This is a genomic window from Pseudomonas sp. FR229a (assembly GCF_030209115.1).
In the GTDB taxonomy this organism is placed as follows: Bacteria; Pseudomonadota; Gammaproteobacteria; order Pseudomonadales; family Pseudomonadaceae; genus Aquipseudomonas; species Aquipseudomonas moraviensis_A.
Window position 1 is genome coordinate 1 of the sequence record NZ_JARVSP010000021.1, and the last position, 11,757, is coordinate 11,757.

Sequence of the window (11,757 nt, forward strand, 5' to 3'; positions counted from 1 at the left end):
AGATTAAATTCCGAAACCCCAATTGCGAAAGCAGTTGGGGTTTTGTTTTGCCTGCAAGAAATGTGTCTGCTTGATTTCTATGCAACGGCCCGGGGCATGGCTATCATTCGGGCCTCATTGTGAGGCGAAACCTGCATGTTGACGTTGTTGGATCTTCTGAAGGATGGGCGATTCCATTCCGGACAGGACTTGGGGACTGCCCTGGGAATTAGCCGAAGTGCTGTATGGAAGCAGTTGCAGCAGCTTGAAGCTGAGCTGGGCCTGTCGATCCATAAAGTCCGCGGTCGCGGATATCAATTGTCGGCGCCTTTAATGCTGCTTGATCCTGTGGAAATAGCCAGAAGGGCGCCTCAGTGGCCTGTGACTGTGTTTGATTCTGTCGATTCGACAAATGCCGAAGCTCTGCGCTCCGTTGGTGAAGGCACTCCTGCGCCATTTTTGGTGCTGGCGGAGCGACAATTGGCAGGGCGTGGTCGTCGTGGTCGTAGGTGGGTGAGCCCATTTGCAGAAAACCTTTACTACAGCCTCGTCCTCCGTATCGATGGGGGCATGCGTCAGCTTGAAGGGTTGAGCCTTGTTGTTGGCTTGGCCGTTATGCAGACCTTGCGAAATGCGGGTGTACCGAATGCCGGTTTGAAGTGGCCCAATGATGTTTTGGTGGGTAATAAGAAGATCGCCGGGATTCTACTTGAGCTCGTCGGAGATCCGGCGGATGTCTGTCATGTGGTGCTGGGCATAGGAATCAATGTGAATATGCAGGTTGCTGACGAGGTCGACCAGCAATGGACCTCCATAAGGCTTGAGTCTGGGCGAGCCTGTGATCGCAATGCTTTAGTGACTCAGTTAAGTAATCAATTGAGCGCTTACATTGATAAGCACCAAGCCAATGGCTTCGCTGGTCTGCACGCAGAATGGGCGGAAAACCATCTTTGGCAGGGGCGCGCCGTTTCGTTGATTGCTGGTAACAGTCAGGTCGACGGGGTTGTACTCGGCATTGATAGCCAGGGCGGGTTGCGCTTGAACGTAGACGGTGTTGAAAAAGTCTTCAGTGGTGGAGAGCTCAGCCTGAGGTTGCGTGATGATTCTTGAGCTTGACTGCGGCAACAGCTTTATAAAATGGCGCGTCCTGAATGCCGGGGCGAGCGGAGTGGTCTCGGAAGGGGTTGTAGATTCCAATCAAGCTTTAATTGAGAGCCTGCGGATCATAAAGTCGCTCTCACTGCGCAACTGTCGTTTGGTAAGTGTCAGGACTGATGAGGAAACCAGCGCGTTAATTGAGCTTATAGAGCGGGAATTCGGTATCCCTGTCGTATGTGCGAAATCCGCGCGCGAGATGTCTGGCGTTCGTAACGGCTATGAAAATTATGAGCGCTTGGGGCTTGATCGCTGGCTGGCGATGCTTGGGGGCTTTCACTTGGCTGCCGGCAATGCTTGCCTGATTCTCGACTTCGGTACGGCTGTCACTGCTGATTTTGTTGCGGCGGACGGGGAGCATCTCGGTGGGTTCATCTGTCCTGGTATGCCATTGATGCGAAACCAGCTGCGCACCCATACGCGCAAAATTCGTTATGGTGATGAGGCGGCTGAGCGGGCCCTTTCCAGTCATGTGCCGGGACGGACCACCGTAGAGGCGGTAGAGCGCGGTTGTTCTCTGATGCTGAGGGGCTTCGTGCTCACTCAATTAGAGCTGGCTCGAGCATATTGGGGCGAAAACTTCATGGTCTTCGTTACGGGAGGAGACGCTGAGTTGGTGGATGGCGTCGTGCCTGAGGCCAAGGTGGTGCCCGACCTGGTTTTTGTCGGCTTGGCCATGGCGTGTCCCTTGTCCTGAGGTTTATATGCGTTGGTTGTTTCTGCTGCTTGTTGTTCTCAATGGTTTTTACTACGTCTGGCATCAGCAGGAAGCGCCCTTGCGAGCCAAGGACGTGACGCCTCTGAATTTGTATCGCGGTTCGCAGCAAGATATTCGTCTGCTGAGCGAAACAGCCGGCGAAGGGCGCAGGGCGGAAGGTGCTGCGCGTCAACAATGTCTGTTCCTTGGCGGATTTTCTGATGAGGATTCAGTTGCCCAGCTGCAGCAGCGCCTGGTGGCGATGAGAGTCAATGTGCAATCCGTGCCGAAAGATGCTGCCGGAAGCGGTTACTGGCTGGCAGTTCCACCAGATGGCCAGCGATTGTTGGGCGATCAACAGTTGCAAAACCTTTCCAAGGAATTCAATGAGTTAAAACATAAAATAATGCTGTGCGAAGGGGTTGCACCTGTTCAATAGTTTGCATAGAATGGCGCCCGCTCCACAGCGAACACCTTAATCGGCATTCAGTGTGAAGTGTGTCAACGCAGCTAACCTCAGGTTTTTAAATGAGAAAATGCTTGACAGGGGTTTGGCATGATATAGAATGCCGGCCTGATTAGGAGGGGTTCCCGAGCGGCCAAAGGGATCAGACTGTAAATCTGACGTCTACGACTTCGAAGGTTCGAATCCTTCTCCCTCCACCAGATTTAAGCGTGAGCTGCAGGCTCCGCGGGTATAGTTTAGTGGTAGAACCTCAGCCTTCCAAGCTGATGATGCGGGTTCGATTCCCGCTACCCGCTCCAAGTTTGCAGGTTGTGCAAAGGGTTTTGCTCTTGTAGCTCAGTTGGTAGAGCACACCCTTGGTAAGGGTGAGGTCAGCGGTTCAAATCCGCTCAAGAGCTCCATATAACAAGGCAGATATGAAAATATCTGCCTTTGTTTTAATGGTAGATATTGTTTGTCTAATTTCTTCTGTAGAGGGTGATATCGATGGCTAAGGAAAAATTTGATCGTTCCCTGCCCCACGTCAACGTTGGGACCATTGGTCACGTTGACCACGGTAAAACCACTCTGACTGCTGCTCTGACTCGCGTCTGCTCCGAAGTTTTCGGTTCGGCCGTCGTTGAATTCGACAAGATCGACAGCGCACCAGAAGAAAAAGCTCGCGGTATCACCATCAACACCGCTCACGTTGAGTACAACTCGACTATTCGTCACTACGCTCACGTTGACTGCCCAGGTCACGCTGACTACGTGAAGAACATGATCACTGGTGCTGCCCAGATGGACGGCGCGATCCTGGTTTGCTCGGCCGCTGATGGTCCGATGCCACAAACCCGTGAGCACATCCTGCTGTCCCGTCAGGTAGGTGTTCCGTACATCGTGGTTTTCCTGAACAAGGCTGACCTGGTAGACGACGCTGAGCTGCTGGAACTGGTTGAGATGGAAGTTCGTGACCTGCTGTCGACCTACGACTTCCCGGGCGACGACACTCCGATCATCATCGGTTCGGCTCGTATGGCGCTGGAAGGCAAAGACGACAACGAAATGGGCACCACTGCCGTTCGTAAACTGGTTGAAACTCTGGATACCTACATCCCAGAACCAGTTCGTATGATCGACAAGCCGTTCCTGATGCCAATCGAAGACGTATTCTCGATCTCCGGTCGCGGTACTGTTGTGACTGGTCGTATCGAGCGCGGTATCGTTCGCGTTCAGGACGCTCTGGAAATCGTTGGTCTGCGTGACACCACCACCACCACCTGCACCGGTGTTGAGATGTTCCGCAAGCTGCTCGACGAAGGTCGTGCTGGCGAGAACTGCGGCGTTCTGCTGCGTGGTACCAAGCGTGATGACGTTGAGCGTGGCCAGGTTCTGGTCAAGCCAGGTTCGGTCAAGCCGCACACCAAGTTCACTGCAGAAGTTTACGTTCTGAGCAAGGAAGAAGGCGGTCGTCACACTCCGTTCTTCAAAGGCTACCGTCCACAGTTCTACTTCCGTACTACTGACGTGACTGGTAACTGCGAGCTGCCAGAAGGCGTTGAAATGGTAATGCCAGGTGACAACATTCAGATGACTGTTACCCTGATCAAAACCATCGCGATGGAAGACGGTCTGCGTTTCGCTATCCGTGAAGGCGGTCGTACCGTCGGCGCAGGCGTCGTAGCCAAAATCATCGAATAAGCGGTTGTAATGTATTTTTCGGGCCGGCATAATGGTCGGCCTGATTTTGTTTTAGGTCAGTAGCTCAATTGGCAGAGCGACGGTCTCCAAAACCGTAGGTTGGGGGTTCGATTCCCTCCTGACCTGCCAGATTCACTCGGTGTGTCTGGCTTTCTTTTCACAGGATCTTCATAGATGACTCCTAAAGCTGAAGCTCAAGGCTCTCGCTTCGATCTGCTCAAGTGGCTTGTAGTAGTCGCTTTGGTGGTTGTTGGCGTTGTTGGCAATCAGTATTACGCTGCTTCGCCGATCCTGTACCGCGTACTTGCTTTGCTTGCCATTGCTGCTGTAGCTGCCTTTGTAGGCCTGCAGACCGCGAAGGGCAAGTCTTTCTTTGTACTGGTTAAGGAAGCTCGCACCGAGATTCGTAAAGTCGTGTGGCCAACTCGCCAAGAAACCACGCAGACCACGCTGATTGTCGTGGCTGTTGTTCTGGTTATGGCGTTGCTGTTGTGGGGGCTTGATTCCCTGCTCGGCTGGCTTGTTTCCTTGATTGTCGGCTAAGGGTGTCCCGTGGCTAAGCGTTGGTATGTTGTGCATGCTTACTCGGGTTACGAGAAGCATGTGATGCGCTCGCTGATCGAGCGCGTAAAGCTGGCTGGCATGGAAGATGGCTTCGGCGAGATTCTGGTTCCCACTGAAGAAGTGGTTGAGATGCGTAACGGCCAGAAGCGCAAAAGCGAGCGGAAGTTCTTCCCAGGCTATGTGCTGGTCCAGATGGATATGAACGAGGGTACTTGGCACTTGGTCAAGGATACTCCTCGGGTGATGGGTTTCATCGGCGGTACTGCCGACAAGCCTGCACCAATTACCGATAAAGAGGCAGAAGCGATTCTGCGTCGCGTTGCTGATGGTAGTGACAAGCCTAAGCCGAAGACGTTGTTCGAGCCAGGTGAGACGGTACGTGTCAACGACGGTCCATTCGCCGATTTCAATGGTGTTGTGGAAGAAGTTAACTACGAAAAGAGCCGGATCCAAGTGGCGGTGCTCATTTTCGGTCGCTCTACTCCGGTGGAGCTCGAGTTCAGTCAGGTCGAGAAGGTCTAGCTGGACAAGCAATCCCAACCCCGCAGCCTTAGGCTGTGGGGTTTTGTCGTCACTGGGATAAACGCGCAAGTAACCGGGGAGCCTTCCGAGGCGTTCGAACCCGTAATTGGAGTGCCTCATGGCCAAGAAGATTACCGCTTACATCAAGCTGCAAGTGAAGGCCGCTCAGGCTAACCCAAGTCCACCTGTTGGTCCTGCTCTGGGTCAGCACGGCGTGAACATCATGGAATTCTGCAAGGCTTTCAACGCCCGTACCCAGGGTCTTGAGCCAGGTCTGCCGACTCCAGTGATCATCACTGTCTATAGCGACCGTAGCTTCACTTTCGAAACCAAATCCACCCCTGCTTCGGTTCTGCTGAAGAAGGCGGCCGGTCTGACCAGCGGTTCCGCTCGTCCGAACACCGTTAAGGTTGGCACCGTTACCCGTGCTCAGCTGGAAGAAATCGCGAAAACCAAAAACGCGGATCTGACTGCAGCTGATATGGATGCAGCCGTGCGTACTATCGCCGGTTCTGCTCGTAGCATGGGCCTTAACGTGGAGGGTGTGTAATGGCTAAGCTGACCAAGCGTCAAAAGGCTATCGCCGGCAAAATCGAAGCAGGCAAGGCCTACAACATTGTAGACGCCGCTGCTCTGCTGGCCGAGCTGTCGACTGTCAAGTTCAGCGAGTCGTTCGACGTTGCTGTAAACCTGGGCGTAGACCCACGTAAATCCGACCAGGTTGTTCGTAGCGCTACTGTGCTGCCGCACGGCACTGGCAAGACCGTTCGCGTTGCTGTGTTCACCCAGGGTCCAGCTGCTGAGGCCGCTCTGGCTGCCGGCGCTGACCGTGTAGGTATGGACGACCTGGCTGCCGAAATGAAAGGCGGCGACCTGAACTATGACGTAGTGATCGCATCCCCGGATGCCATGCGCGTTGTAGGTCAGTTGGGTCAGATTCTCGGTCCACGCGGCCTGATGCCTAACCCGAAAGTCGGCACCGTAACTCCAGACGTAGCCAACGCGGTTAAAAACGCCAAGGCTGGTCAGGTTCGTTATCGCACCGACAAAAACGGCATCATCCACACTTCCGTTGGCAAGATCGGCTTCGACGCCGTCAAGCTGAAGGAAAACGTTGAAGCCCTGATCGCTGATCTGAAGCGTATCAAGCCAGCTTCTTCGAAAGGCATTTACGTCAAGCGCGTTACCCTGAGCACCACCATGGGCCCAGGTCTGGTTATCGACCAGAGCTCGCTCGACGCGTAAGACAAAGGTTGGCGCGGATTACCGCGCCAATTGAAAGATTGGGGTCCCTGCCTGGCGGGGGCTATCCAAGACCGTAGGCGGCGTAAGCCTTAAACCTCAAGCCTACGCAGATGGTGCTCCCGGTTCCTTACCGAATCAGACACCAAAACGACATTCGGTTCCGATCGAATGAAACGGTAACAAGCAGGAGTTAAACCCGTGGCAATTAATCTCGAAGACAAGAAGGCCATCGTCGCTGAAGTCAACGAGGCTGCCAAAGTCGCTCTGTCCGCTGTCGTGGTTGATGCACGTGGCGTAACAGTAGGCGCAATGACCGGACTCCGTAAAGAGGCTCGTGAAGCTGGCGTTTACGTACGTGTTGTACGTAACACCCTGCTCAAGCGCGCTGTTGCTGACACTCAATACAGTGTCCTCAACGACGTGTTCACCGGCCCGACCCTGATTGCATTCTCGAACGAACATCCGGGCGCTGCTGCCCGTATCTTCAAAGAGTTTGCCAAGGGTCAGGACAAGTTCGAGATCAAGGCAGCTGCGTTCGAGGGCAAGTTCCTCGCAGCTAATCAGATCGACGTACTGGCAACTCTGCCGACCCGTGACGAAGCAATTTCTCAGCTGATGAGCGTGATTCAAGGCGCTACCAGCAAATTGGCTCGTACTCTGGCGGCAATTCGCGACCAGAAAGAAGCTGCCGCAGCCTAAGGCTCGTCACTTCTCGCGTTTTTTGTTTATTTCGATGGTCGCGTAGGCCGTCCCCCAATTCAGGAATTGAGTCATGTCTCTGACTAACGAACAAATCATCGAAGCAATCGGCCAGAAATCCGTAGTGGAAATCGTTGAGCTGATCAAAGCGATGGAAGAAACCTTCGGTGTTACCGCTGCTGCTGCTTCGGCTGGTCCAGCTGCTGCTGCCGCTGTTGTTGAAGAGCAAACCGAGTTCAACGTTGTTCTGCTGGAAGCTGGCGAGAAGAAGGTTAACGTGATCAAGGCAGTTCGCGAACTGACCGGTCTGGGCCTGAAAGAAGCCAAAGAGAAAGTAGACGGCGCTCCTCAGGTTGTAGCTGAAGGCGTTTCGAAAGAAGCGGCTGAAGACGCCAAGAAGAAGCTGGAAGAAGCAGGCGCTAAAGTCGAGCTGAAGTAAGCATCGACTTTGCTCCTCCAGCCCGAGCGTCAAGCGACAGGCTGATGGCTGGTGGCTCTTGCCACCGGCCTTTTTCCGTTATTGGCAGCCGACTGGGTCGGTGCCGATAAAGGCGCTGTAACCACCCGATGCGGTGGCGCAAACCATGGGGTTTGCACGATTTTCTGGCTGCTCCCGTCGGGAGGGGCCAAACAAGCAGGTGACCAAGCTGGGGAACGCTGATGGCTTACTCATATACTGAGAAAAAACGTATCCGCAAGGACTTTAGCAAGTTGCCGGACGTCATGGATGTGCCTTACCTCCTGGCCATCCAGCTGGATTCGTATCGTGAATTCTTGCAAGCGGGAGCGACTAAAGATCAGTTCCGCGACGTGGGCCTGCATGCGGCCTTCAAATCCGTTTTCCCGATCATCAGCTACTCCGGCAATGCTGCGCTGGAGTACGTCGGTTATCGCCTGGGCGAACCGGCATTTGATGTCAAAGAATGCGTATTGCGCGGTGTAACTTTCGCCGTACCTTTGCGGGTAAAAGTGCGCCTGATCATTTTCGACAAAGAATCGTCGAACAAAGCGATCAAGGACATCAAAGAGCAAGAAGTCTACATGGGTGAAATCCCCCTGATGACTGAGAACGGTACCTTCGTAATCAACGGTACCGAGCGTGTTATCGTTTCCCAGCTGCACCGTTCCCCGGGCGTGTTCTTCGACCACGACCGCGGCAAGACGCACAGCTCCGGCAAACTGCTGTACTCGGCTCGCATCATTCCTTACCGCGGTTCGTGGCTGGACTTCGAGTTCGACCCGAAAGACTGCGTCTTCGTGCGTATCGACCGTCGTCGCAAGCTGCCGGCTTCGGTACTGCTGCGCGCACTCGGTTACACCACTGAAGAAGTGCTGGACGCGTTCTACACCACCAACGTATTCCACCTGAGCGGCGAAACCCTCAGCCTGGAACTGGTGCCATCGCGTCTGCGTGGTGAAGTTGCGGTTCTGGACATCCAGGACGAGAAGGGCAAGGTCATCGTTGAGCAGGGCCGCCGTATTACCGCGCGCCACATCAACCAGATCGAAAAAGCCGGTATCAAGACGCTGGATGTGCCACTGGATTACGTCCTCGGCCGCACCACTGCCAAGGCTATCGTGCACCCGGCCACTGGCGAAATCCTGGCTGAATGCAACACCGAGCTGAACACTGAAGTCCTGGCAAAAATCGCCAAGGCTCAGGTCGTTCGCATCGAGACCCTGTACACCAACGACATCGACTGCGGTCCGTTCGTCTCCGACACGCTGAAGATCGACTCCACCAGCAACCAATTGGAAGCGCTGGTCGAGATCTATCGCATGATGCGTCCAGGCGAGCCGCCAACCAAAGACGCTGCCGAGACCCTGTTCAACAACCTGTTCTTCAGCCCTGAGCGCTATGACCTGTCTGCGGTCGGCCGGATGAAGTTCAACCGTCGTATCGGTCGTACCGAGATCGAAGGTTCGGGCGTGCTGTGCAAGGAAGACATCGTCGCGGTACTGAAGACTCTGGTCGACATCCGTAACGGTAAAGGCATCGTCGATGACATCGACCACCTGGGTAACCGTCGTGTTCGCTGCGTAGGCGAAATGGCCGAGAACCAGTTCCGCGTTGGCCTGGTACGTGTTGAGCGTGCGGTCAAAGAGCGTCTGTCGATGGCTGAAAGCGAAGGCCTGATGCCGCAAGACCTGATCAACGCCAAGCCAGTGGCTGCGGCGGTGAAAGAGTTCTTCGGTTCCAGCCAGCTCTCGCAGTTCATGGACCAGAACAACCCGCTGTCCGAGATCACCCACAAGCGTCGTGTCTCCGCACTCGGCCCTGGTGGTCTGACTCGTGAGCGCGCAGGCTTCGAAGTCCGTGACGTACACCCGACTCACTACGGTCGTGTCTGCCCGATTGAAACGCCGGAAGGTCCGAACATCGGTCTGATCAACTCGCTGGCTGCGTACGCTCGCACCAACCAGTACGGCTTCCTGGAAAGCCCGTACCGCGTGGTGAAAGAGGGCGTGGTGACCGACGAGATCGTGTTCCTGTCCGCTATCGAAGAAGCCGATCACGTGATCGCGCAGGCTTCGGCGACCATGAACGAGCAGAAAGTCCTGATCGACGAACTGGTAGCCGTACGTCACCTGAACGAATTCACCGTCAAGGCGCCGGAAGACGTCACCTTGATGGACGTTTCGCCGAAGCAGGTTGTGTCGGTTGCAGCGTCGCTGATCCCGTTCCTCGAGCACGACGACGCCAACCGTGCGTTGATGGGTTCGAACATGCAGCGTCAAGCTGTACCGACCCTGCGCGCTGACAAGCCGCTGGTAGGTACCGGCATGGAGCGTAACGTAGCCCGTGACTCCGGCGTTTGCGTCGTGGCTCGTCGTGGTGGCGTGATCGATTCCGTCGACGCCAGCCGTATCGTGGTTCGTGTTGCCGATGACGAAGTTGAAACCGGTGAAGCCGGTGTCGACATCTACAACCTGACCAAATACACCCGCTCGAACCAGAACACTTGCATCAACCAGCGTCCGCTGGTGCGTAAAGGTGATCGCGTTCAGCGTAGCGACATCATGGCCGACGGTCCGTCCACCGACATGGGTGAACTGGCGCTGGGTCAGAACATGCGCATCGCGTTCATGGCATGGAACGGCTTCAACTTCGAAGACTCCATCTGCCTGTCCGAGCGTGTGGTTCAGGAAGACCGCTTCACCACGATCCACATTCAGGAACTGACCTGTGTGGCTCGTGACACCAAGCTTGGCCCAGAGGAAATCACTGCGGACATCCCGAACGTGGGTGAAGCTGCACTGAACAAGCTGGACGAAGCCGGTATCGTTTACGTAGGTGCTGAAGTAGGCGCAGGCGACATCCTGGTCGGCAAGGTCACTCCGAAAGGCGAGACCCAGCTGACTCCGGAAGAAAAACTGCTGCGTGCAATCTTCGGTGAAAAAGCCAGCGACGTTAAAGACACCTCCCTGCGCGTGCCAACCGGCACCAAAGGTACCGTCATTGACGTACAGGTCTTCACCCGTGACGGCGTTGAGCGTGATGCTCGTGCACTGTCGATCGAGAAGTCCCAGCTGGACGAGATCCGCAAGGATCTGAACGAAGAGTTCCGCATCGTTGAAGGCGCGACTTTCGAGCGTCTGCGTTCCGCTCTGGTAGGCCACAAGGCCGAAGGCGGCGCCGGCCTGAAGAAAGGTCAGGACATCACCGACGAAGTTCTCGACGGTCTTGAGCACGGCCAGTGGTTCAAACTGCGCATGGCTGAAGATGCTCTGAACGAGCAGCTCGAGAAGGCTCAGGCCTACATCGTTGATCGTCGCCGTCTGCTGGACGACAAGTTCGAAGACAAGAAGCGCAAACTGCAGCAGGGCGATGACCTGGCTCCAGGCGTGCTGAAAATCGTCAAGGTTTACCTGGCAATCCGTCGCCGCATCCAGCCGGGCGACAAGATGGCCGGTCGTCACGGTAACAAGGGTGTGGTCTCCGTGATCATGCCGGTTGAAGACATGCCGCACGATGCCAATGGCACTCCGGTCGACGTGGTCCTCAACCCGCTGGGCGTACCTTCGCGTATGAACGTTGGTCAGATTCTCGAAACCCACCTGGGCCTCGCGGCCAAAGGTCTGGGCGAGAAGATCAACCGGATGGTCGAAGAGCAGCGTAAAGTGGCTGAGCTGCGCACCTTCCTGGACGAGATCTACAACCAGATCGGCGGTCGTAACGAAGACCTGGACAGCTTCTCCGATCAGGAAATCCTCGATCTGGCGAACAACCTGCGTGGCGGCGTTCCAATGGCCACTCCAGTGTTCGACGGCGCCAAGGAAAGCGAAATCAAGGCCATGCTGAAACTGGCAGACCTGCCGGAAAGCGGCCAGATGCAGCTGACCGACGGCCGTACCGGCAACAAGTTCGAGCGTCCAGTTACCGTTGGCTACATGTACATGCTGAAGCTGAACCACTTGGTAGACGACAAGATGCACGCGCGTTCTACCGGTTCTTACAGCCTGGTTACCCAGCAGCCGCTGGGTGGTAAGGCGCAGTTCGGTGGTCAGCGTTTCGGGGAGATGGAGGTCTGGGCACTGGAAGCATACGGTGCTGCTTACACTCTGCAAGAAATGCTCACAGTGAAGTCGGACGATGTGAACGGCCGTACCAAGATGTACAAGAACATCGTGGATGGCGATCACCGTATGGAGCCGGGCATGCCCGAGTCCTTCAACGTGTTGATCAAGGAAATTCGTTCCCTCGGCATCGATATCGATCTGGAAACCGAATAACACGTGACGCGAATCG

General features: G+C 55.3%; 11 protein-coding genes and 4 tRNA genes. All 15 read left to right on the top strand.

The features are described 5' to 3' along the window. Positions 1-135 precede the first annotated feature (135 nt). The 15 genes from birA (at position 136) to rpoB (ending at position 11,741) form a co-directional block, all read left to right on the top strand. Positions 136-1,089 (top strand): bifunctional biotin--[acetyl-CoA-carboxylase] ligase/biotin operon repressor BirA, encoded by a 954-nt coding sequence (gene birA, locus QRN33_RS16345; RefSeq protein WP_285409375.1) that lies wholly within the window; start codon positions 136-138, stop codon positions 1,087-1,089. Next, positions 1,079-1,831 carry a pantothenate kinase gene (locus QRN33_RS16350; RefSeq protein ID WP_285409376.1) on the top strand — a complete coding sequence of 251 codons (753 nt, stop codon included), beginning with the start codon at positions 1,079-1,081 and terminating at the stop codon, positions 1,829-1,831. The genes birA and QRN33_RS16350 overlap by 11 nt, the downstream gene beginning before the upstream one ends. Positions 1,832-1,838: 7 nt before the next feature. Then, entirely contained in the window at positions 1,839-2,270 is a 432-nt protein-coding gene (locus QRN33_RS16355; protein ID WP_123420233.1) for an SPOR domain-containing protein, read from the top strand. Between the two features lie 142 nt (positions 2,271-2,412). Further along, positions 2,413-2,497, top strand: a tRNA-Tyr gene (locus QRN33_RS16360). A gap of 25 nt (positions 2,498-2,522) precedes the next feature. Continuing rightward, positions 2,523-2,596 (top strand) — tRNA-Gly (locus QRN33_RS16365). Between the two features lie 26 nt (positions 2,597-2,622). Beyond that, a tRNA-Thr gene (locus QRN33_RS16370) sits at positions 2,623-2,698 on the top strand. Positions 2,699-2,783: 85 nt separating this feature from the next. Next, the gene (tuf, locus tag QRN33_RS16375) at positions 2,784-3,977 is read left to right on the top strand and encodes an elongation factor Tu (RefSeq protein WP_024014521.1); all 1,194 of its coding nucleotides are present in this window, start codon (positions 2,784-2,786) and stop codon (positions 3,975-3,977) included. 53 nt (positions 3,978-4,030) lie between these two features. Continuing rightward, positions 4,031-4,106, top strand: a tRNA-Trp gene (locus tag QRN33_RS16380). A 45-nt stretch (positions 4,107-4,151) separates the two neighbouring features. Continuing rightward, positions 4,152-4,520 carry a preprotein translocase subunit SecE gene (secE, locus tag QRN33_RS16385; protein ID WP_016772937.1) on the top strand — a complete coding sequence of 123 codons (369 nt, stop codon included), beginning with the start codon at positions 4,152-4,154 and terminating at the stop codon, positions 4,518-4,520. Between the two features lie 9 nt (positions 4,521-4,529). Beyond that, complete coding sequence (gene nusG / locus QRN33_RS16390) at positions 4,530-5,063, top strand: transcription termination/antitermination protein NusG (protein ID WP_007957598.1); 534 nt, start codon at positions 4,530-4,532, stop codon at positions 5,061-5,063. A 118-nt stretch (positions 5,064-5,181) separates the two neighbouring features. Continuing rightward, positions 5,182-5,613, top strand: a complete 432-nt coding sequence (gene rplK / locus QRN33_RS16395) for a 50S ribosomal protein L11 (protein ID WP_003176435.1) — start codon at positions 5,182-5,184, stop codon at positions 5,611-5,613. Continuing rightward, a complete protein-coding gene (rplA, locus tag QRN33_RS16400) occupies positions 5,613-6,308 on the top strand; it encodes a 50S ribosomal protein L1 (RefSeq protein WP_024014523.1) in 696 nt (231 codons plus the stop codon). The genes rplK and rplA overlap by 1 nt, the downstream gene beginning before the upstream one ends. Before the next feature lie 198 nt (positions 6,309-6,506). Further along, positions 6,507-7,007, top strand: coding sequence for a 50S ribosomal protein L10 (rplJ, locus tag QRN33_RS16405; RefSeq protein WP_008081912.1), 501 nt, complete (start codon positions 6,507-6,509; stop codon positions 7,005-7,007). Between the two features lie 73 nt (positions 7,008-7,080). Then, positions 7,081-7,446: a 50S ribosomal protein L7/L12 gene (rplL, locus tag QRN33_RS16410; protein WP_003228750.1), complete on the top strand. Its 366-nt coding sequence runs from the start codon at positions 7,081-7,083 to the stop codon at positions 7,444-7,446. A 221-nt stretch (positions 7,447-7,667) separates the two neighbouring features. Next, on the top strand, positions 7,668-11,741 hold the full coding sequence (gene rpoB, locus QRN33_RS16415; RefSeq protein WP_016772939.1) for a DNA-directed RNA polymerase subunit beta: 4,074 nt from the start codon (positions 7,668-7,670) through the stop codon (positions 11,739-11,741). Positions 11,742-11,757 lie beyond the last annotated feature (16 nt).

Bases quoted from the DNA above. Each gene is read 5' to 3' on its own strand.
- birA (WP_285409375.1), top strand. From the start codon at position 136: ATGTTGACGTTGTTGGATCTTCTGAAGGATGGGCGATTCCATTCCGGA.
- QRN33_RS16350 (WP_285409376.1), top strand. From the start codon at position 1,079: ATGATTCTTGAGCTTGACTGCGGCAACAGCTTTATAAAATGGCGCGTC.
- QRN33_RS16355 (WP_123420233.1), top strand. From the start codon at position 1,839: ATGCGTTGGTTGTTTCTGCTGCTTGTTGTTCTCAATGGTTTTTACTAC.
- tuf (WP_024014521.1), top strand. From the start codon at position 2,784: ATGGCTAAGGAAAAATTTGATCGTTCCCTGCCCCACGTCAACGTTGGG.
- secE (WP_016772937.1), top strand. From the start codon at position 4,152: ATGACTCCTAAAGCTGAAGCTCAAGGCTCTCGCTTCGATCTGCTCAAG.
- rplK (WP_003176435.1), top strand. From the start codon at position 5,182: ATGGCCAAGAAGATTACCGCTTACATCAAGCTGCAAGTGAAGGCCGCT.
- rplA (WP_024014523.1), top strand. From the start codon at position 5,613: ATGGCTAAGCTGACCAAGCGTCAAAAGGCTATCGCCGGCAAAATCGAA.
- rplL (WP_003228750.1), top strand. From the start codon at position 7,081: ATGTCTCTGACTAACGAACAAATCATCGAAGCAATCGGCCAGAAATCC.
- rpoB (WP_016772939.1), top strand. From the start codon at position 7,668: ATGGCTTACTCATATACTGAGAAAAAACGTATCCGCAAGGACTTTAGC.